This window comes from Cryobacterium algoritolerans, assembly GCF_004402785.1.
GTDB lineage: Bacteria > Actinomycetota > Actinomycetes > Actinomycetales > Microbacteriaceae > Cryobacterium > Cryobacterium algoritolerans.
Window position 1 is genome coordinate 47,577 of record NZ_SOFP01000071.1, and the last position, 24,788, is coordinate 72,364.

The 24,788-nt window shown below is 67.7% G+C and carries 25 protein-coding genes, 1 tRNA gene and 1 pseudogene; 14 read left to right on the top strand and 13 right to left on the bottom strand.

The window, feature by feature from the left end:
- Positions 1 to 112 precede the first annotated feature (112 nt).
- The 3 genes from E3O19_RS14400 to E3O19_RS14410 form a co-directional block, all read right to left on the bottom strand.
- A complete protein-coding gene (locus tag E3O19_RS14400) occupies positions 113 to 1,285 on the bottom strand; it encodes a cation:proton antiporter (RefSeq protein ID WP_134568699.1) in 1,173 nt (390 codons plus the stop codon).
- Positions 1,286 to 1,307: 22 nt separating this feature from the next.
- Positions 1,308 to 1,691 carry a hypothetical protein gene (locus tag E3O19_RS14405; protein ID WP_134568701.1) on the bottom strand — a complete coding sequence of 128 codons (384 nt, stop codon included), beginning with the start codon at positions 1,689 to 1,691 and terminating at the stop codon, positions 1,308 to 1,310.
- A 98-nt stretch (positions 1,692 to 1,789) separates the two neighbouring features.
- Positions 1,790 to 1,862, bottom strand: a tRNA-Lys gene (locus tag E3O19_RS14410).
- Positions 1,863 to 1,970: 108 nt separating this feature from the next.
- Here E3O19_RS14410 and E3O19_RS14415 point away from each other — a divergent pair.
- The 4 genes from E3O19_RS14415 (at position 1,971) to E3O19_RS14430 (ending at position 5,272) form a co-directional block, all read left to right on the top strand.
- Positions 1,971 to 2,600 (top strand): DNA-directed RNA polymerase subunit beta, encoded by a 630-nt coding sequence (locus E3O19_RS14415; RefSeq protein WP_134568703.1) that lies wholly within the window; start codon positions 1,971 to 1,973, stop codon positions 2,598 to 2,600.
- Between the two features lie 277 nt (positions 2,601 to 2,877).
- The gene (locus E3O19_RS14420; RefSeq protein WP_134568705.1) at positions 2,878 to 3,474 is read left to right on the top strand and encodes a sigma-70 family RNA polymerase sigma factor; all 597 of its coding nucleotides are present in this window, start codon (positions 2,878 to 2,880) and stop codon (positions 3,472 to 3,474) included.
- On the top strand, positions 3,471 to 4,361 hold the full coding sequence (locus E3O19_RS14425; protein ID WP_241981392.1) for an anti-sigma factor: 891 nt from the start codon (positions 3,471 to 3,473) through the stop codon (positions 4,359 to 4,361). Before E3O19_RS14420 ends, E3O19_RS14425 begins: the two co-directional genes overlap by 4 nt.
- 23 nt (positions 4,362 to 4,384) lie before the next feature.
- The gene (locus E3O19_RS14430) at positions 4,385 to 5,272 is read left to right on the top strand and encodes an aminodeoxychorismate lyase (protein ID WP_134568707.1); all 888 of its coding nucleotides are present in this window, start codon (positions 4,385 to 4,387) and stop codon (positions 5,270 to 5,272) included.
- Positions 5,273 to 5,478: 206 nt separating this feature from the next.
- Here E3O19_RS14430 and pstB read toward each other — a convergent pair whose 3' ends face one another.
- The 8 genes from pstB to E3O19_RS14470 all read right to left on the bottom strand — a co-directional run bounded on the left by pstB (position 5,479) and on the right by E3O19_RS14470 (position 14,466).
- Positions 5,479 to 6,258, bottom strand: a complete 780-nt coding sequence (pstB, locus tag E3O19_RS14435) for a phosphate ABC transporter ATP-binding protein PstB (protein WP_134568709.1) — start codon at positions 6,256 to 6,258, stop codon at positions 5,479 to 5,481.
- 38 nt (positions 6,259 to 6,296) lie between these two features.
- Positions 6,297 to 7,385, bottom strand: coding sequence for a phosphate ABC transporter permease PstA (pstA, locus tag E3O19_RS14440; protein WP_134568711.1), 1,089 nt, complete (start codon positions 7,383 to 7,385; stop codon positions 6,297 to 6,299).
- Positions 7,385 to 8,329 (bottom strand): phosphate ABC transporter permease subunit PstC, encoded by a 945-nt coding sequence (gene pstC, locus E3O19_RS14445; protein ID WP_134568713.1) that lies wholly within the window; start codon positions 8,327 to 8,329, stop codon positions 7,385 to 7,387. Before pstC ends, pstA begins: the two co-directional genes overlap by 1 nt.
- Positions 8,330 to 8,464: 135 nt before the next feature.
- A complete protein-coding gene (gene pstS / locus E3O19_RS14450; protein ID WP_134568715.1) occupies positions 8,465 to 9,559 on the bottom strand; it encodes a phosphate ABC transporter substrate-binding protein PstS in 1,095 nt (364 codons plus the stop codon).
- A 173-nt stretch (positions 9,560 to 9,732) separates the two neighbouring features.
- Entirely contained in the window at positions 9,733 to 10,671 is a 939-nt protein-coding gene (locus E3O19_RS14455; RefSeq protein WP_134568717.1) for an NUDIX hydrolase, read from the bottom strand.
- Positions 10,668 to 12,842: an RNA degradosome polyphosphate kinase gene (locus E3O19_RS14460; protein WP_134568719.1), complete on the bottom strand. Its 2,175-nt coding sequence runs from the start codon at positions 12,840 to 12,842 to the stop codon at positions 10,668 to 10,670. The genes E3O19_RS14455 and E3O19_RS14460 overlap by 4 nt, the downstream gene beginning before the upstream one ends.
- Positions 12,843 to 12,899: 57 nt before the next feature.
- Positions 12,900 to 13,799, bottom strand: coding sequence for a mycothiol synthase (mshD, locus tag E3O19_RS14465; RefSeq protein WP_166804590.1), 900 nt, complete (start codon positions 13,797 to 13,799; stop codon positions 12,900 to 12,902).
- Positions 13,774 to 14,466 (bottom strand): response regulator transcription factor, encoded by a 693-nt coding sequence (locus E3O19_RS14470; RefSeq protein ID WP_134568723.1) that lies wholly within the window; start codon positions 14,464 to 14,466, stop codon positions 13,774 to 13,776. Before E3O19_RS14470 ends, mshD begins: the two co-directional genes overlap by 26 nt.
- A gap of 72 nt (positions 14,467 to 14,538) precedes the next feature.
- On the opposite strand from E3O19_RS14470, the gene E3O19_RS14475 reads away from it, so the two are divergent.
- From E3O19_RS14475 to E3O19_RS14490, 4 genes are all read left to right on the top strand, one after another.
- On the top strand, positions 14,539 to 14,802 hold the full coding sequence (locus E3O19_RS14475) for a hypothetical protein (protein WP_134568725.1): 264 nt from the start codon (positions 14,539 to 14,541) through the stop codon (positions 14,800 to 14,802).
- Between the two features lie 150 nt (positions 14,803 to 14,952).
- Positions 14,953 to 15,567: a heme-binding beta-barrel domain-containing protein gene (locus tag E3O19_RS14480; RefSeq protein WP_134568727.1), complete on the top strand. Its 615-nt coding sequence runs from the start codon at positions 14,953 to 14,955 to the stop codon at positions 15,565 to 15,567.
- Between the two features lie 155 nt (positions 15,568 to 15,722).
- The gene (gene ygfZ, locus E3O19_RS14485) at positions 15,723 to 16,880 is read left to right on the top strand and encodes a CAF17-like 4Fe-4S cluster assembly/insertion protein YgfZ (RefSeq protein ID WP_134568755.1); all 1,158 of its coding nucleotides are present in this window, start codon (positions 15,723 to 15,725) and stop codon (positions 16,878 to 16,880) included.
- Positions 16,881 to 16,970: 90 nt separating this feature from the next.
- On the top strand, positions 16,971 to 17,720 hold the full coding sequence (locus E3O19_RS14490) for a phosphoglyceromutase (RefSeq protein ID WP_134568728.1): 750 nt from the start codon (positions 16,971 to 16,973) through the stop codon (positions 17,718 to 17,720).
- Positions 17,721 to 17,798: 78 nt separating this feature from the next.
- Here E3O19_RS14490 and phoU read toward each other — a convergent pair whose 3' ends face one another.
- Positions 17,799 to 18,470, bottom strand: a complete 672-nt coding sequence (gene phoU / locus E3O19_RS14495) for a phosphate signaling complex protein PhoU (protein ID WP_134568730.1) — start codon at positions 18,468 to 18,470, stop codon at positions 17,799 to 17,801.
- 181 nt (positions 18,471 to 18,651) lie between these two features.
- Between phoU and E3O19_RS14500 the strand changes: the two genes are divergently transcribed.
- Positions 18,652 to 19,806: a sensor histidine kinase gene (locus E3O19_RS14500; RefSeq protein WP_134568732.1), complete on the top strand. Its 1,155-nt coding sequence runs from the start codon at positions 18,652 to 18,654 to the stop codon at positions 19,804 to 19,806.
- Positions 19,807 to 19,870: 64 nt separating this feature from the next.
- Positions 19,871 to 20,551: a response regulator transcription factor gene (locus E3O19_RS14505; protein ID WP_134568734.1), complete on the top strand. Its 681-nt coding sequence runs from the start codon at positions 19,871 to 19,873 to the stop codon at positions 20,549 to 20,551.
- A 68-nt stretch (positions 20,552 to 20,619) separates the two neighbouring features.
- On the opposite strand, the gene E3O19_RS14510 is transcribed toward E3O19_RS14505, so the two are convergent.
- Positions 20,620 to 21,087: a hypothetical protein gene (locus tag E3O19_RS14510; protein ID WP_241981393.1), complete on the bottom strand. Its 468-nt coding sequence runs from the start codon at positions 21,085 to 21,087 to the stop codon at positions 20,620 to 20,622.
- Positions 21,088 to 21,273: 186 nt separating this feature from the next.
- Between E3O19_RS14510 and E3O19_RS14515 the strand changes: the two genes are divergently transcribed.
- The 4 genes and pseudogenes from E3O19_RS14515 to E3O19_RS14530 form a co-directional block, all read left to right on the top strand.
- The gene (locus E3O19_RS14515) at positions 21,274 to 21,756 is read left to right on the top strand and encodes a CarD family transcriptional regulator (RefSeq protein WP_134506949.1); all 483 of its coding nucleotides are present in this window, start codon (positions 21,274 to 21,276) and stop codon (positions 21,754 to 21,756) included.
- Between the two features lie 109 nt (positions 21,757 to 21,865).
- Positions 21,866 to 23,113: a 2-C-methyl-D-erythritol 4-phosphate cytidylyltransferase gene (gene ispD / locus E3O19_RS14520; protein WP_134568738.1), complete on the top strand. Its 1,248-nt coding sequence runs from the start codon at positions 21,866 to 21,868 to the stop codon at positions 23,111 to 23,113.
- Positions 23,110 to 24,525: a cysteine--tRNA ligase gene (gene cysS, locus E3O19_RS14525; protein ID WP_134568740.1), complete on the top strand. Its 1,416-nt coding sequence runs from the start codon at positions 23,110 to 23,112 to the stop codon at positions 24,523 to 24,525. The genes ispD and cysS overlap by 4 nt, the downstream gene beginning before the upstream one ends.
- Positions 24,525 to 24,788: pseudogene (locus E3O19_RS14530) on the top strand (23S rRNA (guanosine(2251)-2'-O)-methyltransferase RlmB); the annotation flags it as partial. The gene cysS and the pseudogene E3O19_RS14530, both read left to right, overlap by 1 nt.

Consider the following 24,788-nt stretch of genomic DNA (forward strand, 5'->3'; position numbering starts at 1 on the left):
GTTCTGTTCTGCAGTATGAGCGGGAAACCCGAACACTTACCCCATCAACGCTGTACGCCCGCCGGGAATTCCGCAGAGCGTCGTCCGCGTGCCGCGAACAGGGCCCGCAGTGTCAGGGCGCCGTGACCGCCGGGGGGCGCTGCGGGGGGACCGGCTCGGGCTCCCGGTGCGTGGCTGCCCGTCCGCCCGCGATGGCGGACACCCCGATAGTGACCAGGGCCCCGAGGATCAGCGCCGCGGCCTCACCGGGCAGCAACAGGTTCGATTGGGTGCCGATCGTGACCGCGGCGACCGGCACCCCGAGTTGCGCGGCCGACATCAGGCCGAGCGGAAGCGGCAGCCCGAGGAAGCGCGTGACGGCGTGCGCCAGCACGGCGGCGAGCCCCAGCGACAGGCCGAGCACGATCATCTGCGGCCGGTTCAGGAGGTCGAGCAGGTGGAGAGAGGCGCCGAGCCAGACGAAGAACAGCGGGCCGAGGAATCCATCGGCGATGGCGAACAGCTGCCTGGCCAGTCGCCTCGGTTCGCCGACGGCGGCAACGGCCAGTCCGAACGAGAACCCGGCCAGCATGATCGACACATGGCTGTAGACGGCCAGGGCCGCCATGGCGAAGAGGATCGCGAGCTGGATTCGCAGCTCCAGGGCGAACTTACGGGACTCCGACAGGTGGTGCAGGCGGAGCCGCGCCCCTGTTTTCTCCAGTCGGGAGAGCACGAGATAGAGCAGCACGGATGCGCCGGCCACCGCGGCCGCGCCGAGCGCCGCCCGGCCGGCATTGGGCGGGTCGATCGCCAGGGGCAGTGCCACGATCGCGGCGATGTCCGCGATGGCGACCTGTGCGATCACCTCGAGTACCGGGCTCCCGTTCAGTCGCAGGGAGTCGATGATCGGCAAGACCAGGGCGGCAGACGACGAGGCGAGCAGCACGATGTAGAGCGGCGCGTGGTTGATGCCGAAGAGCGCGGCGATCCCCACCCCGAGCCCGGCGGCGAACACGGCGGTGACGGTCGCGCGGGCCGCCCCCTTGCCGAGCGCAGACCGTTTCTGACCGTCCCGCAGGGGAACGTGGGATCCGGCGACGAACATCATCAGCGCGAATCCGACGTCGGCCAGCAGCGTGATCGACGGGTCCGTCGAATCCACCAGCCGGAGGCCGCTCTGCCCGACGATGATGCCCGCGAGAAGCTGACCGAGCATCACCGGCAGGCGCCAGCGACGGGGGATGGCCAGAAGCGGCCCGAGCAGCGCGACGACGGAGATGATCGCCAGGGTGTGGAAGGTCATCTCGGCGCTCTCCAGGGGGCGGTTAGAGCGTCAGATCGGCGAGCCGCACGGGGATGTCGGTGTTCTCGTTGGTGAGGTATGTGGCACACACCCGGTGGTACCCGTCTGCAATGTGCAGCGGCACCCCGGCGGGCAGATTGCCGCGGACAAGCAGGATCGGGGACAGCCTCACCCCGTCACGGATCAGTTTCAGGTAGGCGGCCACGTGCGGATTGGCGGCGTCGAGTAACGGCAGGCCGCTCGCCCGGAGGATGTCCTTGGCCTTCTGGTGCGTGAGCGGCGCCGCCTCAAGCGCGCCAACGGTGGCCTCGACAGCGCCGTCGTTCACGAGCAGATGCAGGAAGTTGGCGGCCTTCGGGAAGTCTTCGGCCTCGGGTTGGTCGAGCCACTTCACTTTCCTGGACATTGCGCCTCCGTTCGCGGTGCCGACCCGGCTCCGGCCCGGTCGATACCTCGAGCGTAGTAGCAGCAGAGGGCATCCGTCGGCCGGGTGCCGCGAGAAAGTGGGCCCCGTCGGGCTCGAACCGACGACCCAAGGATTAAAAGTCCTTTGCTCTACCAACTGAGCTAGAGGCCCGCGGTTAATAATCTAGCGTGGATTCGCGAAGGGTTTTTCTGGGTACCGTTGAACTGCGCCCCAAGAGTGTCGGGGCGGCGGCGCCGAAGCGAACAGCAGGAGGATGCGATGGCCGACGATTTCCACAAGCCCACCCAGTTCTCCGGCAGCAAGTTCGAGTCGTTCCAGGGTGGCGACGACCCGGCGTCGATCAGTCGTGTCGCCCACGAGACAGCCCATGCCCTCCTCGCCCGGGTGCGCAACGACCCGGATCCCGCAGTCGTCGACCGGCTGGTCGCCTACACCGATGAGCACGGCGTGGACGCCGTCGCGGAGTTGTGGGCGAGTGCGACCCCGCGCAGCCTTCCCGGCGCACTCTGGCGGATCTACCTGGTGCGACTCCTGATCAGGCAGGACCCGCATGGTACGGCGCTCCTCTATCAGCGGGGCACTGAGGTCACCGTGGCGATTGACCCGGTGATTGCCGGTGCAGCGGCCCCGACTGGCCCCGGAGAGATCATCGCGCTGGCCGACCAGATCCTGCGCGGGATCTTCACCGGTGACTTTGCGGTGGCGCTCGACCGCGCAGCGGCGTTCTGTCGGGTGATCTCGATCGGCTGCACGAGCGTCGCTGACGATTCGGAGACGAGCGAGCCACTGCGAGCAACCGAGCTCACGACCCGAGCGCTGCGCTTCTCGACCACGGCGCAGGAGCTCGGTTCCTGCGCCAGGCTGTGGCGCAGCGAGTCCCTGGACTGAACCGCTCGGGACCGGCCCGGTCGGTCTCCCCGGCCCGGGCCGCCGGCACCTTCCTGAGCTGGGGAACAAATAACCCGAGGTCGTCGTTTACACTGGATGCTGGTCGGGCCGCAGTAACCCCGGGCTCCAATATTCGCCGCTCCGAGCGGCCTCGCGCCGAGAGGCGTTCTGCGGCCCGGCCTTCACTTTGTGTTCACTTCGCCGTTGATTCGTCTTTCCCCCAATCCAACCCGGGTTCGGCACCGAACCCTAGACATGGAACGGGAAAAGACCTGACATGCTGGGTCTCATGACTGCTGATTTCGACTTCGACCTTGAGTCGACTGCTCCTGCCTCCAAGGAGGTGCTGCTGGGCCGCGTGGCTCAGGGAAACGAAACGGCTTTCGGAGACCTGTATGACCAGATGGCCCCTCGGGTGCTCGGTCTGGTCAAACGCCTGCTGATCGACCACGCGCAGTCGGAAGAAGTGACCCAGGAGATCTTCCTGGAGATCTGGCAGTCGGCGTCGCGGTACGAGGCGCAGCGTGGCGGTGCCTCGACCTGGATCCTGACCATGGCGCACCGGCGTGCGGTCGACCGAATCCGGTCGTCCCAGGCCGGACGCGACCGGGACACGAAGATCGGCATCCGCGACCTCGCGGTGGAGTACGACAACGTGTCCGAAACCGTCGAAACACGTATCGAGCACGAAAGGGTGGAAAAGGCGATGTCCAGATTGACCGAACTGCAACGCCAGGCGATCAGCCTCGCGTATTACGGCGGTCTCAGTCACAGCGAAGTCGCCGAACGCCTGCATATCCCGCTCGGCACCGTAAAGACCCGCCTTCGAGACGGCATGATCCGGCTGCGGGACGAATTGGGCGTGGCAGCATGACCGGCACAGGCAACAACCGCGTCGACAACGTAGGCGAGAACCCCGGCGAGATGTCCGGCGCCTACGCCCTCCATGCGCTCAACCCGGGCGAGGCTGCCGGCTACGAGGCCCACCTCGCGGAGTCGGAACAGGCCAGAATCGAGGCGGCAGAACTCAGCGACACCGCCGTAGCCCTTGGCCTGGCCACCGCCCCGGTCCAGCCGTCCGCGGCGCTCAAGGCATCCCTAATGGCCCGGCTCGCCACTACCCCGCAGCTGCCCCCCCTCCGGGCGCCGACGGTTGCACCCGCCGTCGTCCGCGCCGTGCCCGTGCCGCCGGATGTCGTCGAGCCCGCCGCCGAGCGACCCGCCGAGGCATCCGCCGGCCCCGTCACGCCGGTGGCGGCGTCTTCAGGGGGCACCGCGTCCGAACGGGCCAGGCGGCGTTGGTTCCGTGGACCGGTCAGCATGCTCGTCGCTGCGGCCGCGGCCGTCGCACTCTTCGTGGGTGGCGCGTTCGCCGGTCAGGCGTTCAACTCCGACCAGTTCCCGCAGCAGCAGGCGGCCGGGCTGGCCCAGATCAACTCGGCGCCGGATTCCAAGCGCGCCTCGACCACAACCTCAGACGGCCACAAGGCCACCCTGGTCTGGTCCACCGAACGCAAACTCTCCGCACTGCTGGTCGATGACCTGCCGGAACTGCCCTCCGACAAGGACTACCAGCTCTGGTACATCGGCGGGACGGGAGCGGTGTCGGCCGGCACCTTCGATTCCTCCGGAACCGGAACGGTGTGGCGGGTACTGGACGGCAGCATCACGGTCGGCGACCTCATCGGGGTCACCGTCGAGCCCAAGGGCGGCTCCAAGCAGCCGACGACCGACCCGATTGTCGCCATCCAGAGTTCCTGATTCGATCGAAGTAGGCTCGGGGTATGACGCTGCCTTTCACCCTGCTGATCGACCCGGTTCCGGCGGATTCCACCCGAACCGAGTTCGCGGACACATTCCACGAGATGGAATCGACGGCGCCGGCGTTGCGGGTCGGAGAGCTGAGCACCCAGCGCGGTGACGGCATCTTCGAGACCCTCAGCGTGGTGAACGGCCACCCGCAGGAGGTCGAACCGCACATCAGCCGGCTGCGCAACTCGGCCGAGATCTGCGAACTGCCCGTGCCCAACGCCGCGCAGTGGCGGGCGGCGATCGCGCACGCCGTCGATCGGATCCCCGGCGAGGGAGAACTCGCGCTCAAGTTCGTGCTCAGCCGCGGTGTCGAGTCAGGGCCGGCCCCCACGGCGTGGCTGCACGCGACGGCGGCGCCCGACTACCGTGCCGTGCGGGAGCAGGGCGTGCGCGTCGTCACCCTCGACCGTGGCTACCCCCGCGGGGTGGCCGAAGTGGCGCCCTGGCTGCTGATGGGCGCGAAGACGCTCAGCTACGCCATCAACATGGCCGCGATCCGCGAGGCGAAGCGCCGCGGCGCCGACGACACGATCTTCACCACCCACGACGGCTACGCGATGGAGGGGCCGACGTCAAGCGTGATCATCCGGACAGGCGGCGTGTACGTCACGCCGGCGCCGAGCGGCGCCATCCTGCACGGCACCACCCAGCAGAGCGTGTTCGAGTACCTCGAGGCTGCGGGGGAGTCGACCGAATACCGGGATGTCACGGTCGAGGAGCTGAGGAACGCCGAGGCGGTCTGGCTGGTCTCGAGCGTGCGCCTCGCTGTGGTCGTCACGTCCATCGACGGCGAGCCCTGCCCGACGGACATCGACCTGACCCGATCCCTCAACGCCTACCTCCTCGCCCGCACAGCCTGATCTACCCCACCCGACTCATCCCTCATCCTCATCCGCGAGAGTGCACTTTTCGCCCTCTCAGCAGCCCCGAAAGGGCGAAAACTGCACTCTCGCGAGTCGGGTACGGAGGCGGGGAGAGGGCACGGAGGCGGGGAGAGGGCACGGAGTCGGGGAGCGGGCGGGGAGCGGGCGGGGAGCGGGCGGGGAGCGGGCGGGGAGCGGGCGGGTCAGCCGAAGCGGCCGGAGACGTAGTCCTCTGTGGCCTGGATGCTCGGGTTCGAAAAGATCGTCGTGGTGTCGCTGTACTCGATCAGCTTGCCCGGCTTGCCGGTTCCGGCGATGTTGAAGAACCCGGTGCGATCCGAGACCCGCGAGGCCTGTTGCATGTTGTGCGTGACGATGACGATCGTGTAATCGGCCTTCATCTCTTCGATCAGGTCCTCGATCGCGAGGGTGGAGATCGGGTCGAGGGCAGAGCAGGGCTCGTCCATCAGGATCACGTCGGGCTGCACCGCGATCGCCCGGGCGATGCAGAGGCGCTGCTGCTGGCCGCCGGAGAGGCTCGAGCCGGGCTTGTCGAGGCGATCCTTGACCTCCTGCCACAGGTTGGCGCCCTGGAGCGACTTCTCGATCAGGTCGTCGGCGTCTGACTTCGCCATCCGCCGGTTGTTCAGTTTCACGCCCGCCAGCACATTGTCGCCGATCGACATGGTCGGGAACGGGTTCGGGCGCTGGAAGACCATGCCGACCTGGCGCCGCACGAGCACCGGGTCGACGCCGGGGCCGTAGAGGTTGTTCCCGTCGATGAGCACCTCACCCTTGACGTACGCGCCGGGAATGACCTCGTGCATGCGGTTCAGCGTGCGCAGGAAGGTGGACTTGCCGCACCCGCTGGGCCCGATCAGGGCGGTGACGGTGCGGGGCTCGATCGTCAGCGACACGCCTTCGACAGCCAGAAACTTGCTGTAGTAGACGTTGAGGTCGTTGACTTCAATGCGCTTGGACATGCATTCCTTCGAGTTGGAGGCCAGCGGCCGGGTGGAGGCTATCGGCCGAGCTTGGGGGAGAAGAGTTTGGCGATCAGCCGGGCGAGGGCGTTGAGCAGCATCACGATCAGGATCAGCGTGAGCGCGCCGGCCCAGGCGCGGTCGAGGTAGGCCTGCGTGTCTGTGCCCTGGTTGGCGTACTGGGTGTACACGAACACCGGCAGCGTCATCATCCGCTCACTGAACAGGTTGTAGTTCATGCTGGCGGTGAAACCGGAGATGATGAGCAGCGGCGCAGTCTCGCCGATCACCCGGGAGATCGAGATCATGATGCCGGTCACGATTCCAGCGAGGGATGTCGGCAGCACCACCTTGAGGATGGTCAGCCACTTCGGCACGCCGAGCGCGTACGCGGCCTCACGCAGCTCATTGGGCACGAGCTTGAGCATTTCCTCGCTGGAGCGCACGACCACGGGGATCATCAACACCGACAAGGAGATCGCTCCGCCGAACCCGAACCGGATCCCCGGGTCGTTGAACAGGAGCGAGAACAGCGCGAAGGCGAACAGGCCGGCCACGATCGACGGGATGCCCGTCATCACGTCGACGAAGAAGGTGATCGCCCGCGCCAGCCGGCCGCGGCCGTACTCGGTCAGGTAGATCGCCGAGAGTAGCCCGATCGGCACGGAGATCAGCGTTGCGAGGCCTGTGATGAACAGGGTGCCGATGACGGCGTGCAGCGCGCCGCCTCCGGCGCCGACGACATTGCGCTGGGAGGACGTGAAGAACGTCGGGGTGAGGAAGGCCGGAAGCCCGTTGATGACCGTCGTGGCCACGAGGGAGATCAGGGGGAGCAGGGCGATTACGAACGCGGCGGTGACAAGCGCCGTGACCAGCCGGTCCTTGGCCTTCCGCACGCCCTCTACGAAATAGGAGAGCAGGTAGATCGCGACGCAGTAGAGCACCGTACCGAAGAACAGGGTGCCGGCGACGTTGAAGCTGGTGCCGGCGCTGGAGAGCTGCACGATGAGGAAGACGGCCGCGGTGACCAGCCAGCTCGCCAGCAGCACGACCGGCGAGGAATGCTTGGGCAGTTTGCCGGCGGTGAGCGAGTTGGGGAGGGGCGCCGCCACAGTCGTGGTGCTCATCAGTTCGCTCCAGAGAATGCCTTGCGGCGGTTGATGATGACCCGGGCGACCATGTTCACGGCCAGGGTGATCACGAACAGGACGAGCCCGGTGGCGAGGAGGATGTTCACGCCGGTCCCGTGCGCCTCCGGGAAGTTCAGGGCGATGTTCGCGGCGATCGTCGTCGGGTTCTGGGACGTGAGCAGCTGGAAGATGACCTGCGGGCTGGGCGAGAGCACCATGGCGACGGCCATGGTCTCGCCGAGGGCACGGCCGAGGCCGAGCATGGATGCGGAGATGATGCCGGAGCGGCCGAAAGGCAGCACCGCCATCGCGATCATCTCCCAGCGGGTCGCGCCGAGGGCCAGGGAGGCCTCCTCGTAGAGCACGGGGGTCTGCAGGAAGATCTCCCGGCAGATGGCGGTGATGATCGGTAGCACCATCACGGCCAGCACAATCGAGACCGTGAGGATCGTTCGCCCGGTCCCGGAGACGGGGCCGGCGAAGAGCGGGATCCAGCCGAACCATTCGACCAGGCTCGTGTAGAAGGGCTGCAGGAGCGGGGCAAGCACTCCGATGCCCCACAGGCCGAACACCACCGACGGCACGGCGGCCAGGAGGTCGATGATGTAGCCGAGGCCCTGGGAGAGCCTGCGCGGGGCATAGTGCGAGATGAAGAGGGCGATGCCGATCGCCAGCGGGATGGCGATCAGGAGCGCGAGCAGTGCCGACCACAGCGTGCCGAAGGCCAGAGGCCAGACGTAGGCCCAGAAGTTGGTGGCGTCGCCGTTGAAGTCGGCGGGTGTGGCCACGAACGCCGGGAGGCTCTGCATCAGGAGGAAGGCTGCCACGGCGGCGAGCACGGCGAGGATGAGGCTGCCGGCCACCACGGTCGCGGTCGAGAAGATCCGATCGCCGGCCCGCTGGGGCGCCCGGATGGAGTCACGGGCAACGATGGTGGTCATGCCGGGCGTCTCCCTGGAGTGGTGAGGTGCTGGATTGGGGGGAGCAGGTTCGAGCCGCTGGCCGCAAACCTAAGTGTGCCCGGTCCCAGGGGCGCATGCAATGCGACTCCCGGGCCGGGCAGACTTCAAGCGGTGTTACTTGACGGTCTTGAGGACCGCGGCGACCTTGTCGGCCAGGTCGGCGGACAGCGGCGCTGCGCCACCGGCGGAGGCTGCGACGGACTGGCCGTCGGTGCCCGCCATGTAGCTGACGTAGGCCTTGACGAGCTCACCCTGGGCGGGCTTGGCGTACTCGGTGCAGACCAGCGCGTAGCTCACGAGCACGAGCGGGTAGTGCGTCGGGTCGGTGGTGAGACGGTCGATCTTGATGGCGATGTCGCTCGCGTCGCGGCCCTGGACGAGGGGCGAGTCGTTCACGACGGCGGCAGCGGCTTTGGCCGTGTAGCCGACGAACTTGTCGCCGACCTTGATCTTCGCAACGCCGAGCTTGCCGGCCTTGGACGCATCCGCATAGCCGATGGTGCCGGTGCCGTTGGTGACGGCGTCGACGACACCGGAGGTGCCCTTGGCGCCTTCACCGGTCTTGAACGGGAAGGGGTCAGCCGGCTTCTCGGTCCACACGTCGGGTGCGGTCTGGTTCAGGTAGTCGGAGAAGTTCTTCGTGGTGCCGGAGTCATCCGAGCGGTGCACGGCCGTGATGGCCGTCGTGGGCAGGGTGGCCTTCGGGTTCAAGGCGGCGATGGCCGGGTCGTTCCAGGTGGTGATGTCGCCCTTGAAGATCTTCGCGAGCGTGGCCGAGTCGAGGTTGAGGTCCTTGACGCCCTCGACGTTGAAGATAACGGCGATGGGGGAGATGTAGACCGGGAGGTCGACAGCCTTGCCGGTCGGGGCGCAGGCGGCGAACGTGCCAGCCAACTCCTCGTCCTTCAGGTAGGAGTCACTGCCGGCGAAGTCGGAGCCGCCCGCGATGAATGTTGCGCGGCCTGCGCCGGAGCCGGACGGGTCGTAGTTGACCGTGACGCCGGGGTTGGCGGTCTGGAACGCTGCGATCCAGGCTTCCTGGGCTGAGCCCTGAGCGGACGAGCCCGCGCCGGTCAGGGTACCGGTGAGAGTGCTCGCGGAAGCGGCGTCGGAGGCGGCCGGAGCGGCCTCGTTCGCGGCGCAGGAGGACAGTGCAAGAGCGGCAACGACGGCGATGACCGCGGGTCGGCCAAAACGCGTGAAATTCACAAGGATCCCTTTCGAGGGTTGACTGCAGAATTACTGGAATGCAAGGCAGAGGCCGGTGCTGGCCCCGGTGAGACCATATTCGTCACGATTAACGACACTCCCCCCGTGAGGTGAACGGCAGGTTAACGCGCGTCAACGAATCGATCGGCCGTGAAGGCCGTCCAACGGCTGGCCTAGACGGTGGGGGCGTGCGTTTCGATGGCGACGATGCCCGCGCTCGGGTTCTCGGCCGAGAGGTGCACGACCGCGAACGCCCCGGTGTCCAGGCTCGCGGCGTCGGCGACGACCGCACCGAAGGTCGTCCCGGTGGCGAGGGCAATTTCGTGGAGAATCTCGGGCAGCACGGGTCCATGGCTGCAGATCACGGCGGACTTGCGTGAGCGCACCCGTTTGCCGATGCCCGAGCGCACGTCGGCGAGACCCTGCTCGAAGGCGTCCTGGCTGAACACCTCTGTGCGCTTGATCTGGATGCCGGTGGCTGCCGAGAGCGGCGCCACCGTCGTGACGCAGCGGGTCGCGGTGCTGGAGATGATGCGGCGGGGACGCCACGCGGCAATGGTGCCGACGAGACCGGCTGCCTGGGAGACCCCGCGTTCGGAGAGGGGGCGGGTGCTGTCCGGGCCGTCCCAGCTGCCCGGCTGCACCGCCTTGCCGTGCCGGAGCGCGATCAGCGCGAAGGTGCGGGTGACGCCGGCGTCGACGAGCTTCGCGAACGCGTCGACGATCTCGACATCGGGGGTGTAGCTGAGGTAGGTCCTGGCCTTCTTGATCGTGACCCATTCGATCGCGGCGACCTCACCGTTGGGCACGAAGGTGGAGCGCTGGATCGCCTCCGGGCTCACCTCGGCGGCCCAGTAGTGCACGACCTTCTCCCGGCCGCCCGGCATTGAGTAGGTGGAGATTCCCAGCGGCACGCCGAGGGCCACCGCCAGCCCGGTTTCCTCCTCGATCTCCCGCACCGCCGTCTGCGGCAGCGTCTCGCCCGGATCGACCTTTCCCTTGGGAATGGTCACGTCGCCGTAGACCGTGCGGTGGATGAGAAGCACGTGCATCTTCCCCTCGATCAGGCGCCAGCAGACGGCGCCGGCGGCGAAGATCGGCAACTCCGTCATCGCCGGCCCGTCGGACGCTTGCGGAGGGAGATCTGCTGCATGAGCCGGTTCTGCATGTCGTCGAGCGGATGCCCGGCGCCGTCCAGGTGGTGGCGCATCCACTCACCCGAGCTGTCGAGCCACCACGAGGCAGTGCGGTCGTCCATCGCCCGGTTGAACAGCGCATCGATCTCGCTGAGGTGCTCAGGGTCGACGAGGCGCACGAGCGCCTCGACCCTGCGGTCGAGGTTACGGTGCATCATGTCGGCGCTGCCGATGAACACCTGCCGGTCGCCGGCGTTGTGGAAGGAGAAGATCCGCGAGTGTTCGAGATAGCGGCCGAGGATGGATCGCACCTTGATCGACTCGCTCATACCCGGCACCCCCGGTTTCAGGCTGCAGATTCCGCGCACCCAGATCTCGATCGGCACCCTGGCCTGGCTGGCACGGTAGAGCGCGTCGATGATGGCCTCGTCGACCATCGAGTTCACCTTGATCCGAATGCCGGACGGCTTGCCGGCGAGGGCGGTCGTTGTCTCGTCGGCGATGTTCTTGAGCAGGGCCCGCCGCAGGTGCAGCGGCGCCACGAGGAGACGTTTGAACTTCTTCTCGATGGCGTAGCCGGACAGTTCGTTGAACAGCCGGGTGAGGTCCTTGCCGACCTGCGGGTCGGTGGTGAGCAGGCCAAGGTCCTCATAGAGCCGGCTGGTCTTCGGGTTGTAGTTTCCGGTGCCGATGTGGCTGTAGTGCCGAAGCAGACCGTCTTCATTGCGCACCACCAGGGCGAGCTTGCAGTGCGTCTTCAACCCGACCAGGCCGTAGACGACGTGCACGCCGGCCTTCTCGAGCTTGCGCGCCCAGGAGATGTTGGCCTGCTCGTCGAAGCGGGCCTTGATCTCGACCAGGGCGAGCACCTGCTTACCGGATTCCGCGGCGTCGATGAGAGCCTCGACGATGGGGCTGTCGCCCGAGGTGCGGTAGAGGGTCTGCTTGATCGCGAGCACGTTCGGGTCGGCGGCGGCCTGTTCGAGGAACGCCTGCACGCTGGTTGCGAACGACTCGTACGGGTGGTGCAGCAGGATGTCCCGGCGGCGGATGGAGCTGAAGATGTCCGGCTGCGCGTTCGGCTCGCCGGCCATCAGCTGCACGGCCGTCGTCGGCACGTGCTTTGCGTAGTGCAGGTCGGGCCGGTCGATCCGCAGGTCGAAGAGGCCGCCGAGGTCGAGCGGGGCCGGCAGCCGGTAGACCTCCTGCTCGGTCACGTCGAGCTCACGGACGAGGAGTCCGAGGGTCACCTCGTCCATGTCCTCGGTGATCTCGAGGCGGATGGGCGGGCCGAAACGGCGCCGCAGCAGCTCCTTCTCGAGGGCCTTGATCAGGTTCTCGGTTTCGTCTTCCTCGATCTCGACGTCTTCGTTCCGGGTCACTCGGAAGACGTGTTGTTCGAGGATGTCCATGCCCGGGAACAGGTCGCCGAGGTGGTTGGCGATGAGATCTTCGAGCGTGATGAAGCGCACGCTTTCCACATTCTCGCGCCGGTCCACCCGGATGAAGCGCGGCAGCATGGTCGGCACCTTGAGCCGGGCGAACTCCTGCTTGCCGGTCTTCGAGTTACGCACGCGCACGGCGAGGTTGAGCGAGAGCCCGGAGATGTACGGGAAAGGGTGCACCGGGTCGACGGCCAGCGGCATCAGCACCGGGAAGATCTGGTTCGAGAAATAGCCGCGGAGCGAGCGGTGGTCGGCCTCGTCGAGGGTGTCCCACTTGACGATGTCGATGCCGGCCTCGGAGAGTGCCGGGATGACCAGGTCCTGGAAGGCATGCGCGTGCCTGGCCTGCAACACGTGCGCTGCCGCGGAGATGTCGGAGAGGGCATCCTGGGGAGCCCGCCCGATGTTGGTGGGCACCGCGAGACCGGTGAGGATGCGCCGCTTCAGCCCGGCAACCCGCACCATGAAGAACTCGTCCAGGTTGCTCGCGAAGATGGCGAGGAAGTTGGTGCGCTCGAGCACCGGCAGGTCGGGGTCCTCGGCGAGTTCGAGCACACGCTGGTTGAAGGCCAGCCAGCTCAGCTCGCGGTCGAGGTAGCGGTCGGCCGGCAGAGCGGGGTCGTTCGTGCCGACCAGGGGATCGAAATCGTCGTCGAAGTCAGTACCGAGACCGGAGTCCGTCGGGATGTTGTCGCCGTCCATCTGTCCATCTTGACACCGAGTGCAGGGCCGAGGCGACGATCCGGCATGAACGGATGGCTAACGCGGGTCCCGCCGGTACTGCACGTCGACGGTGTGGTCGGTGAAACCGAGCGAGCGGTACAGGTGCACGGCGGCCGTGCTGTCCGCCTCGACGTAGAGGGCCGCAACGGTGCAGCCCCTGGAATGGAGGCGTTCGAGGCCCGCGAGCATCAGCCGGCGGCCCAGACCCCGCCCTGCGGCGGCCGGCTGCACGCCGATGACGTAGATCTCACCGACGGCTTCGCCCGGCTCGATCTTGAGCCAGTTGTAGCCGAGCATGCTGCCGCTTGCCCGGTCGCGGGCGAGCAGGAAATCGCCCGCGTCGAACCAGGGCTCGGACTGCCTGGCCTCGAGGTCGGCCAGGGTGAGCGCACCCTGCTCGGGGTGATTCGCGAAGACGAGGGCGTTCAGGGCGACCCACTCGGCGTCGTCTGCCCCGGGGCGGAAGTGGCCGATGTTCGTCGCGGCGGCGCGAGAGTCATCGAGGTCCGCCGGATCGACAACGTCGCCGGTGCCTGTGGGGAGCGGCATGCGAAGTTGTAGCAGGGTGCGGTCGGCGATGAATCCGAACCGGGCGGCGAGGGCCTGGGCGCCCGGGTGGTCGCCGTGTGACCAGACGGTCAGTTCCCCCGGCACGCCGGGCAGGAGCGCGGCGAGTGCGGCGGCGCCGTGCCCGAGGCGCCGGGCACCGGGTCGCACGACGAGGTCGAGTTCCCCCCGCCCGGTGACCACCGCGCCGACGTAGCTTCCCAGGTCGGAGAGGAGCAGCGGGGTGCGTCGCCGGGCGGACACGTCGAACAGGGACTGCTCGTTGAACGGGCGATAGCCGTCGGCCGCCTCGGCCTCGGCTGCGATTCCCAGGAGCTCAGCCGTGAACGCGGCATCCGCCGGGTCAGGCCCTGACCGGATGAATTCCACGCACACCGTCCTCTTCCGTCACGTTGAAGCGGTATCCGACGTTGCGCACCGTGCCGATCAGCGACTCCTGGTCGCCGAGCTTGGCGCGCAGTCGGCGCACGTGCACGTCTACCGTGCGGGTGCCGCCGAAGTAGTCGTAGCCCCAGACCTCGCTGAGCAGCTGCTCCCGGGTGAACACCCTCGACGGGTGGGCGGCGAGGAAGCGCAGCAACTCGAACTCCTTGTAGGTGAGATCGAGGGGCCGTCCGTGCACCTTCGCCGAATAGCTGGCCTCGTCGATGACCACACCGGCCGCGCGGATGGTGGCGGACTCCTCCGGGCGCGGGGCGCGACCGACTGCCAAACGGATGCGCGCATCCACCTCGGCCGGACCGGCCGCGTCGAGAATCACGTCGTCGACGCCCCAGTCCGCGCTGACCGCGGCCAGCCCTCCCTCGGTGATCACGAGCAGGACCGGAACCGTGTTCCCGGTCGTGCGCAGAATCTGGCAGAGTGACCTGGCGGCGATCAGGTTGCTCCGGGCATCGACCAAGATCGCGTCGGCGTCGGGCGCGTTGACGAGCTGGTCCGGCTGGGCCGGAATGATGCGCGTGCCGTGCGACAGCAACGCCAGGGCGGGGAGAACCTCGCTGTTGACCGCCGAGGTCAGGATCAACAACTGCGCCACGCGCACCCTCCAAGGATCGTGGCCCAATACTAGCGTGCCGCGAATGTGCCCCGGGCAGGGCAGAATGAGAGGGTGAGCTGGCAGTGGAAGAGCATCGTGGTGGTCTGGCTGTTCGCGCTCGTCTGCGCGGTGCTGACCGGGCTGCTGTCCTTCCCCGGTCAGGCGCTGGTCTGGATCGGACTGTCGTTCGCCGGTTGCGTGATCGGAACGCTGTGCGTTCAGCTCGCGACCGGCCGCAAAGAGGGCTATGTGAACCGCGTGACGGTGAGCCTCGTCGGCGCCGTGGCTGTGCTTGCCGGAGCCACCGGAATCTTCGCGCTGGCCGGCCTCGCCTAGATTTCGCCCGAGGGCGGCTAGAGTTGAGCCATGTCAACCCTCGCACTCGAAATCTTCTTCCTGGGGCTGCTCGCGCTGGCGAGTCTGTCGATCGCCTGGGTCTCCGGAATCGTCCTGTTCAAGCTGTTTCGGGGGCAGCGGTAGCTTTCGATGTTCGAGCTTCCCACCCAGCTCCCGTCCGAACTCGTCCCGCTCTCGTGGCTTGTCGGCGTCTGGGAGGGTTCCGGCATCCTCGATTACGCCATCGGCGACACCGCGGTCACCCGGGAATTCGGCCATCGGCTGAGCTTCAGTCATGACGGCCTGCCGCACCTGAACTACAGTTCGTACACCTGGCTCGAACCGGTGCCGGGCTCCGGCAGCGATGAGAAGACCCCGTTGATGACGGAGACGGGCTACTGGCGGCTGAGTCGACCGCAGGGGACCGGCGATCCGGGCCCAGGTATGCTGCCAGCCGAGGGCGACTATTCGTTCGTCAACGCGGCGGCGGTCGAGACGCTCCGTAATGCTGACGGCGGGTTCGACATCGACGTGACCCTCGTGCATCCCGGGGGAGTGGCCGAGATCTACCTGGGCCAGGTGAAGGGACCCCGGATCGACCTGGCCACGGATGCCGTGATGCGTACCCAGGGTGCCAAGGGGTATTCGGCGGCCACCCGGTTGTACGGCCTGGTTGAGGGCCACCTGCTATGGGCCTGGGACATCGCGGCACTGGGCCAGCCACTCCGCACGCACGCCTCCGGCCGGCTCAAACGGGTCGAATGACCCTGGCCTGCCGTCGTCAAACGGCGTCCGATGGGCAACCCGCCCCTCGCCCCGTTTAACCGGCCGGCCCCAGCCCGATCGGTTAGGCTCCCGGACACCACGACCCGTTTGATCAGTCGGGCCCGACAGCACGTTTGGAAAGAGCGCTCATGAGCATGTCACCCGTTTCTCCCCTTCTCGAACTCGACGGAGCCGTGCAGGCGGACGGCCTCGACGCCGGTGTCGCGGCGCACTACGGCAACCCGATGATCGAGCAGCGCCGGTTGCTGGCCGGCGAGGCCGTCGTTGACCTGTCCAACCGCGGTGTGCTCGGCGTGGCCGGGCCAGACCGCCTGACCTGGCTCAACTCGATCTCGAGCCAGGAGCTGCGCAGCCTCGCCCCCGGGCAGTCGGCCGAGACCCTGCTGCTCGACCCGAACGGCCGGATCGAATATGCGATGGACGTCATCGACGACGGGGTGGAAACCTGGCTGATCCTGGAGGCAGGCGAGCTGCCCGGCCTGCACACCTGGCTCGACAAGATGCGCTTCACCCTGCGCGTACAGGTCGTCGACCACAGCCTGGCCTACGCGGTGATCGGCACGATGGCGGTCGATCCGGCGGCCGTGCACCTTGCCCCGGCCGCACCGAATGGGGTCGCGCTGACTTGGCGGGACCCGTGGAGCAGCGTCGGCAACGGCGGGTTCCAGTACGCGGATGCACCGGCCCATCCCGCCGCCGACTGGCACTGGACCGAGGCGCTCGTGCTCCGTGACCGGCTCCCTGCGCTGCGCGACGCCGTGCGGGCAGGCACGGTCTCCGCCGCAGGCACCCTGGCCCTCGAGGCACTCCGGATCGCAGCGTGGCGTCCACGACGGGCCACCGAGGTCGACGAGAAGACTCTCCCGCACGAACTGGACTGGCTGCGCAGCGCCGTGCACCTGAACAAGGGCTGCTACCGCGGGCAGGAGACCGTCGCGAAGGTTCACAACCTCGGCCACCCGCCGCGCCGGCTCGTGCTACTCCACCTGGACGGGTCGGACGCGGTGCTGCCCGTGCACGGCGACGAGGTGGAGGCGACGAAGCAGCTGGCGGACGGTGAGACCGAGCGTCGCGGCGTCGGCGTGATCACCTCGAGCGCCCGGCACCACGAACTCGGCCCGATCGCTCTCGCCGTGATCAAGCGCACCGTCCCGGCCGACATCACCCTGCACGTCCAGTCACAGGGGATCTCCGTGGCGGCGGCCCAGGAGGTCATCGTGCCGCAATCGGCCGGCTCGGTGGCGGAGATCCCGCGCCTGCCTCGCCTGGGCATCCGCACCCCGGGCCACTGAGGGCTGGCCCCGCCCCGGTGGCCCCGTCTCGGTGGCCCCGCCCCGGTGGTCGAGCCCGTCGAGACCCGGCACCTCGGTAGAGTTGACGGCATGTCAGAAACTTACAATCTCATCCTTCTCCGCCATGGCCAGAGCCTATGGAACCAAGAAAACCTCTTCACCGGCTGGGTGGACGTGAGGCTCAGCGAGCAGGGAGCGACTGAAGCGCGCCGTGCTGGCGAGCTCATCGCCGAGTCGGGACTCCTGCCCGACGTGCTGCACACCTCATTACTTACCCGTGCAATCCAGACCGCGAACATCGCGCTCGAAGAAGCCGACCGGCTCTGGATCGACGTTAAGCGGTCGTGGCGCCTGAACGAGCGCCACTACGGAGCGCTGCAGGGCCTCGACAAGGCCGAGACCCTGGCCAAGTTCGGCCCGGAGCAGTTCCAGCTGTGGCGCCGCTCCTTCGACGTGCCGCCGCCCGTGCTCGCCGACGATTCCCCCTGGTCCCAGGCGCACGACCCGCGTTACGCCGGCCTCGGCGACCTCCTCCCGCGCACCGAATGCCTCAGCGATGTCGTCGACCGGATGCTGCCCTACTGGGAGTCCGACATTGCCACCGACCTCCGCGCGGGCAAGACCGTCCTCGTCACCGCCCACGGCAACTCGCTGCGGGCCCTGGTCAAGCACCTGGACGGCATCTCCGACGCCGACATCGCGGAGTTGAACATCCCGACCGGTATCCCGCTGGTCTACCGCCTCGGCGAGGACCTCATGCCGCTCGACCCCGGCACCTACCTCGACCCCGAGGCCGCCGCCGCGGGCGCCGCCGCTGTCGCCGCCCAGGGCAAGAAGTAGCCTTCCCGTCACCCGATCAAACGAGAAAGCCCCCGAAGCGATCGCTTCCGGGACTTTCTCGTGCACGCAGTGCGGCGGCTATGAGCCGTTGTGCGCCGCGCCGGTGTTCTGCTGCCAGGCGCCCGTGCCCAGATACTGCACCTTCTTCGCAATGGAAACGGCATGGTCCGCGAAACGCTCGTGGTAGCGGCTGGCCAGGGTCGCGTCGACGGTGTCGGCGGCCTCGCCCTTCCACGTCTCGCCGAGCACGGCCTCGAACACGTTCAGGTGCAGGGCGTCGACCTTGTCGTCCTCGTTGCGGATCGTCTCGGCCAAATGCATGTCCTCGTTGGTGAGGAGCTCGGTGAGCATGGTTGCGATCGCCGTGACGAGGGTGCCCATTTCGGCGAAGGTGCCGCGCAGGCTCTTCGGCACCACCTTGTCCGGGAAGCGATACCGGGCGAGTTGGGCGATGTGCGTCGACAGGTCGCCCATCCGCTCGAGCGATGCGCTGATGCGCAATGCGCTGACGACGATGCGGAGGTCGCGGGCGACCGGCTGCTGCCGGGCGAGGATTGTGATCGCGAGTTCGTCGAGCTCGATCGTCAGCTCGTCGATCTTCTCGTCTTCGCTGATCGCTTCCTCGGCCAGGCTGACATCGGACTCATTGAACGCCCGGGTCGCCTTGTGGATCGAGATCGCCACGAGGCGTGAGATCTCCACGAGACGGTCCTGGACCTCGGCGAGCTCCTGCTGAAATACTTCACGCATAGGTGTGTGGTCCTTCCTGGGCGCGCGTTGCGCGCAGACACGTGAGACCCACCTGGCCCCCAGCGAATCATGCTGGACTGAGGTTAACGGCAGGTGCCGTGGGCTTGAACACTTCCTAAAGTAGCTTGCGCCCGGCGGTCGCGCGTCAACCGGCCCGATTAACTGTCAGTAATCTGGCTAAATGGAATCGACATGGCTTGTGCTGGTGTCGCTGGCACTCGGCCTCGCCGTCGGTGCCGGCTTCGTCACACTGTTGCACGTTGCCGAACGCCACGGCCGTCGTGCCGCCGAGGTGGTGAACCCGGCGGTCCCCGACGGGATCGACCAGGTGCTCGACGCCCTCGAAAGCGCGGGGGCCGTGCTCGACCCGTCGAACAACGTCATCAAGGCGTCACCGGCCGCCGTGTCGATGGGCCTGGTCTGGAACCAGCAGCTGGTGCACCCCGAACTGCTCGAACTGGCCCGGCGGGTTCGCCGCTCCGGCGACGCGGTCTCTGAGAACCTGATTCTCTCCCGCGGCCCGTTCAACGACGCGAGCATGCGCGTGCGGGTGCGGTTGGCGCGCCTGGGCACCCGTTACGTTTTGATCCTGGCCGAGGACCGCACCGAGGCATTCCGGCTCGATGAGGTTCGTCGCGATTTCGTCGCGAACATCAGCCACGAGCTGAAGACGCCGATCGCCGCCGTCGGGCTGCTCGCCGAGGCGCTCGACCAGGCGGCGGATGAACCGGTGCAGGTGCGACGTTTCGCCAACCGGTTGACCACTGAGTCGGGTCGGCTGACCCGCCTGACCCAGGAGATCATCGAACTTTCCCGGCTCCAGGCGCAGGACTCGCTCTCCGAAGCGGAGCGCCTCAACGTGGACGCCGTCGTCTCCGCCGCCGTCGACCAGAGCCGGGTTGTGGCCGATGCTGCACGGATCACCATCGCCGTCGGCAAGAAGTCCGGAGCGGAGGTCAGCGGCGACGAACGCCTCCTGGTGATGGCCGTGCACAACCTGGTCGCCAACGCCGTGCACTACTCGCCGGAGGGCTCACGGGTCGGGGTCGGGGTGCGTCGCCACGACGGCGTGGTGGAGATCACCGTGACCGATCAGGGCGTCGGGATCGCCGAGGCAGATCTGGAGCGCATCTTCGAACGCTTCTTCCGGGTCGACCAGGCCAGATCCCGGCACACCGGCGGGACCGGCCTCGGGCTGTCGATCGTCAAGCACATCGTGCAGATCCACGGCGGCGACATCCGCGTCTGGTCGCAACCCGGCAGCGGGTCGACCTTCACCATCCGCCTCCCCGAGGCGCCCTATCCAGCCCCAGCGACGACAGGAGAGGCACCGTGACGCATCATGCGGTGACGCACCACCCGGTGGCTCTCCTCCAGCAGAGTGAAACAGGAGATCCACAGTGACGCACATCCTTCTGGTCGAAGACGAGCAAGCCCTGAGCGAGCCGCTGAGCTTCCTGCTTGAACGGGAAGGCTACGAGGTCACGGTGGCCGAGGATGGCCCGAGCGCCATCCGCGAGTTCGACCGCACCGGGGCCGACCTCATCCTGCTCGACCTCATGCTCCCCGGCATTCCGGGCACCGAGGTTTGCCGCGAGATCCGCACCAGGTCGACCGTCCCGATCATCATGCTGACCGCGAAGGACTCCGAGGTCGACATCGTCGTCGGGCTCGAGCTGGGCGCCGACGACTACGTCACCAAGCCGTACTCGACCAGGGAACTGCTCGCGCGCATCCGGGCCGTGTCCCGCCGGCGTACCGAGGTGGAGCACGAGGATGAGAGCGTGCTCACAGCCGGAACCGTGAGCATGGACATCGAACGGCACACCGTGTCGGTCTCCGGCGAGGTTGTGAACATGCCGCTCAAGGAATTCGAACTGCTCGAGTTCCTCCTTCGCAATGCCGGGAGGGTGCTCACCCGCGGCCAGCTGATCGACCGGGTCTGGGGCCCCGACTACTTCGGTGACACGAAGACGCTCGACGTGCACATCAAGCGCATCCGCTCACGGATAGAATCCACGCCGTCAGATCCGATCATGCTGGTCACGGTGCGGGGACTGGGCTACCGGTTCGAGGCCTGAGCGGCGTCGCTTTACCTCGCCCGGACTCCGGGACGCCGGGCCGGGGACCGGCGGTGGTCCGGTACGGACTACGGCGTGGGGGTGGCCGTGGGAACGAGCGTCGAATACTGGCCGAGGGTGCCGTTCAACACCGGCACGAGAAGCTCAACACCGGTCTCATTGCCGTATTGGAAGAAGACCGGGAACAGCGACCCGGGCTGGGCTGTGATGGCGTCCAGTGCGATGACCGGGGTATTCTTCGTGCCGAAGGAGGTTGTTGAGCCGGCCTTCACGGTGACCTTCTGGGTGACCTTGCCCGCGTTGCCTGTGAACTGCACGTTGAGGCTGTGCGCCGAGTCACCCGCGTTGACCACCGTGACGATCAGGTTGCCCGCGGTGCCGTCTTCCGAGAGCACGATCGCGTTGCGGATGGCAAGGTCGCCCACGTTGCCGCTCACACCGTCACTGGCGTCGTAGTGCTTGGTGGTCGACTGCGGTGCCAGGAGGTTGCAGCCGCTTGTGCCCAATAGGACGCCGGCCGCCAGAACGACAGACACTAAGACTCGAGCCCTCACAAGACCTCCACAACAGTTCGGTGACCCCGCCCATGGCGGAGCACCGGAAATTTATCTTTGACCCCAGCCTACTGGTCGCGCGCGACCCGGCGAGCGGGGCAATTCGCGCGGCGAATCCTACCACCGTCAGCTGTGGTATCCTAGATGTTGCTGAAGGGATATACATACATGCTTTTTGAGGTTGGCGAAACCGTCGTTTATCCCCACCATGGAGCCGCGACCATCACCGAGGTGAAGACGCGGATTATCAAGGGTGAAGAGAAACTGTACCTGAAGCTCAATGTTACTCAGGGCGATCTCACCATTGAAGTACCCGCTGAGAATGTCGACCTCGTCGGCGTGCGTGACGTGATCGGCAAAGAGGGGCTCGACAAGGTGTTCGAGGTGCTGCGAGCGCCGTTCACCGAAGAGCCCACCAACTGGTCACGCCGCTACAAGGCAAACCTGGAGAAGCTCGCCTCGGGCGACGTCATCAAGGTGTCCGAGGTCGTCCGCGACCTGTGGCGCCGCGATCAGGACCGCGGCCTGTCAGCCGGGGAGAAGCGCATGCTGGCAAAGGCTCGCCAGATCCTGATCTCCGAGCTGGCCCTGGCCGAGAAGACCGATGAAGAGAAGGCATCCACCGTTCTCGACGAGGTCCTCGCTTCGTAATACCGTTCTTTCGTCGGAGGGCGGCGCCGCAAGGTGCCGCCCTTCGCGTTTCTCCTCCCGAGTCGTCAGCGCCGTCGCCCTGTTCGACCTCACCAGATAGCCTCCAGACATGACTGATTGCCCTACGCCCCTGGTCGCGGTCATCGTCGTCGCCGCCGGCAGCGGTAGCCGTCTCGGTCACAGCGACCCCAAGGCCTTCGTGCCCCTTGCCGGCCGCACTCTGCTCGAGCGCGCCCTGCTGACCGTGTTCGGGATGCGGGAGCCCGCCCAGGTGATCGTCGTCGCCCCCGAGGGCCGCCTCGACGAGGCGCGGGCGATCGCCGACGCCGTTGCCGGGCCCCGTGGCGACCGCGTGGACGTCATCGCCGGTGGACCGAGCAGGCAGGACTCCGTGAACCGCGGACTGGACGTGCTGCGGCCCGGCGTGCTCACCGTCCTCGTGCACGACGCCGCCAGGGCGCTCACCCCGTCGGCCCTGTGCGATGCGGTCGTCGACGCCGTGCGGGCAACCGGGAACGGGATTGTTCCCGGCCTGGCCGTGGTGGACACCATCAAGCGCGTCGACGACCGGGGCGCGATCCTCGGCACGGTCGACCGGTCCGAACTGTCCGCCGTGCAGACCCCCCAGGGCTTCCCCCGGGGCGTGCTCGTCGCCGCAGCCGCAGCCGCCGCCGCGACCGGTGAGGCGACCGATGACGCTGCGGTGGTGGCGTCCGCCGGGCACCCGGTGACCGTCATCCCCGGCGACGCCCTCGCCTTCAAGATCACCACGCCTTGGGACCTGCGCCGCGCAGAATCCCTGCTCGGCGCCGCGGCGAGCACGACCGACGCTGCCGGCCCGATCGCCGACCAGAGCCGCCCCCGGGTGGGCACCGGCCTCGACGTGCATGCCTTCGACGACAGCTCGCCGCTGTGGCTCGCCGGACTGCACTGGCCGGGGGAGCGCGGGCTGTCCGGGCACAGCGACGGCGATGCCGCGGTGCACGCCGTCTGCGACGCGCTGATGTCCGCGGCCGGGCTCGGCGACATCGGCGGGGTCTTCGGCACCAGCGACCCGGCCTTTGCGCAGGCGCACGGCGACGTTTTCCTGCGGGAGACCGTTCGGATGGTCGCCGAGGCCGGCTTCCGGGTCGGAAACGTGACCGTGCAGATCATCGGCAACCGTCCGAAGCTTGCGCCGCGCCGCGCCGAGGCTGAGGCCGTGCTGGGATCGCTGCTCGGCGCGCCCGTGAGCGTCTCAGCGACGACGACGGATGCGCTCGGCTTCACCGGCCGGGGCGAGGGCGTCGCGGCACTCGCGACCGCGATTCTGTTCCCCGTTGCCGGTGGGCGCCCTGTTCTAAGCTGGGAGGCGTGACCATCCGACTCTACGATTCCCAGGCTCAGGCCCTTCGTGACTTCATCCCGCAGAAGGACGGTGCGGTCGGCATCTACGTCTGCGGACCGACGGTGCAGTCGTCGCCACACATCGGCCACCTGCGCAGCGCCCTGGTCTACGACCAGCTGCGCCGCTGGCTCACCTACCGCGGCCTCGACGTGACCTTCGTACGCAACGTCACCGACATCGACGATAAGATCCTCGCCAACGCCGCCGGCACCACCGAACAGTGGTGGGCGCTCGCCTACCGTTATGAACTCGAGTTCACCGCCGGCTACCGGCGTCTGGGCATCCTCGCCCCCAGCTACGAGCCTCGGGCCACCGCCAGCGTGCAGCAGATGCAGGACCTCATCGCCCGGCTAATCGAACGCGGCCACGCCTACCCGGCCGCAGACGGCTCCGGCGACGTCTACTTTGACACGAAGAGCTGGCCGAGCTATGGGACCCTCACCCGCCAGGGCGCCGGCGACATGGAGTCGGCGACGGATGCGGACCCGCGCGCGCGGAAAGACCCCCGCGACTTCGCCCTGTGGAAGGGGCACAAGACCGATGAGCCGGAGTCGGCCTCCTGGCCCTCGCCGTGGGGCGCCGGTCGCCCGGGCTGGCACATCGAGTGCTCCGCCATGGCTTCTCGCTACCTCGGCGCTCAGTTCGACATCCACGGCGGCGGGCTGGACCTGCGCTTCCCGCACCACGAGAACGAACTCGCCCAGTCGGGCGCCGCCGGGGACGCCTTCGCCAACTACTGGATGCATAACGGACTCGTCAACATCAACGGCCAGAAAATGTCCAAGTCGCTCGGTAATTCGGTGTTCGCCGCCGAGCTGCTCGAGCAGGCTCGCGCCATCGTCGTGCGTTACTACCTCGGCGCCGCGCACTACCGGTCCACCATCGACTTCCATGAGGGTTCGCTGGTTGAGGCCGAGGCCGCTCTCGAACGCGTCGAGAGCTTTCTGGACCGTGCCGACCGGCGGCTGGCCGACACCCGGTTCGCCGGGTCTGGAGTGCAGATCGTGCCGGACGAATTCGCGATCGCCATGGACGACGACCTCGCGGTGCCGCAGGCCCTCGCCGTGCTGCACGAGACCGTGCGCACCGGCAACGCCGCGCTCGACGCCGAGGATCTCCACGCCGCCGCCGCCGCCCGCGGCCACGTGCTCGCGATGAGCGAAGTCCTGGGGATCAACCCGTTGTCGCCCGGCTGGGCCGTCGCCACCGACGAACCGGCCATGATCGCCCTCACCGCGCTCGTCGAGCGCCTGCTCGACGACCGTGAGATCGCCAGGCAAGGCCGTGACTACAAGGCCGCAGACCGGATCCGGGACGAGCTCGTCGCCGCCGGAATTACCATCGAAGACACCCCGTCGGGTGCACATTGGAGTTTTGACTGATGAAGAACACTGACCGCAAGGCGCGTACCGGGTCCGTGCGTAAGGGCAGCCGCGGGCCGCAGGTCGGCTCCGGCGGCCAGGGTCGTCAGGCCCTCGAAGGCAAGAAGCCCACCCCCAAGGCAGAAGACCGACCGTACCACCCCGCCGGCAAGCGCAAGGCTGCCCAGGACCGCTTCGCCGCGGCCGGCGGTGGCCGCAGCCGCGGCACCGCCGGCTCGCAGGCGCCCCGCAGCACCGCTAACAGCGGCGGCGGCGGCACCTCG

Coding starts and splice junctions, on each gene's coding strand:
- E3O19_RS14515 (WP_134506949.1), top strand. CDS start 21,274: ATGCTTTTTGAGGTTGGCGAAACCGTCGTTTATCCCCACCATGGAGCC.
- E3O19_RS14455 (WP_134568717.1), bottom strand. CDS start 10,671: ATGACGGAGTTGCCGATCTTCGCCGCCGGCGCCGTCTGCTGGCGCCTG.
- E3O19_RS14420 (WP_134568705.1), top strand. CDS start 2,878: ATGCTGGGTCTCATGACTGCTGATTTCGACTTCGACCTTGAGTCGACT.
- pstA (WP_134568711.1), bottom strand. CDS start 7,385: ATGAGCACCACGACTGTGGCGGCGCCCCTCCCCAACTCGCTCACCGCC.
- E3O19_RS14490 (WP_134568728.1), top strand. CDS start 16,971: ATGTCAGAAACTTACAATCTCATCCTTCTCCGCCATGGCCAGAGCCTA.
- phoU (WP_134568730.1), bottom strand. CDS start 18,470: ATGCGTGAAGTATTTCAGCAGGAGCTCGCCGAGGTCCAGGACCGTCTC.
- ygfZ (WP_134568755.1), top strand. CDS start 15,723: ATGTCACCCGTTTCTCCCCTTCTCGAACTCGACGGAGCCGTGCAGGCG.
- E3O19_RS14460 (WP_134568719.1), bottom strand. CDS start 12,842: ATGGACGGCGACAACATCCCGACGGACTCCGGTCTCGGTACTGACTTC.
- ispD (WP_134568738.1), top strand. CDS start 21,866: ATGACTGATTGCCCTACGCCCCTGGTCGCGGTCATCGTCGTCGCCGCC.
- E3O19_RS14425 (WP_241981392.1), top strand. CDS start 3,471: ATGACCGGCACAGGCAACAACCGCGTCGACAACGTAGGCGAGAACCCC.
- E3O19_RS14430 (WP_134568707.1), top strand. CDS start 4,385: ATGACGCTGCCTTTCACCCTGCTGATCGACCCGGTTCCGGCGGATTCC.
- E3O19_RS14500 (WP_134568732.1), top strand. CDS start 18,652: ATGGAATCGACATGGCTTGTGCTGGTGTCGCTGGCACTCGGCCTCGCC.
- E3O19_RS14400 (WP_134568699.1), bottom strand. CDS start 1,285: ATGACCTTCCACACCCTGGCGATCATCTCCGTCGTCGCGCTGCTCGGG.
- pstB (WP_134568709.1), bottom strand. CDS start 6,258: ATGTCCAAGCGCATTGAAGTCAACGACCTCAACGTCTACTACAGCAAG.
- E3O19_RS14480 (WP_134568727.1), top strand. CDS start 14,953: ATGTTCGAGCTTCCCACCCAGCTCCCGTCCGAACTCGTCCCGCTCTCG.
- E3O19_RS14415 (WP_134568703.1), top strand. CDS start 1,971: ATGGCCGACGATTTCCACAAGCCCACCCAGTTCTCCGGCAGCAAGTTC.
- E3O19_RS14405 (WP_134568701.1), bottom strand. CDS start 1,691: ATGTCCAGGAAAGTGAAGTGGCTCGACCAACCCGAGGCCGAAGACTTC.
- pstC (WP_134568713.1), bottom strand. CDS start 8,329: ATGACCACCATCGTTGCCCGTGACTCCATCCGGGCGCCCCAGCGGGCC.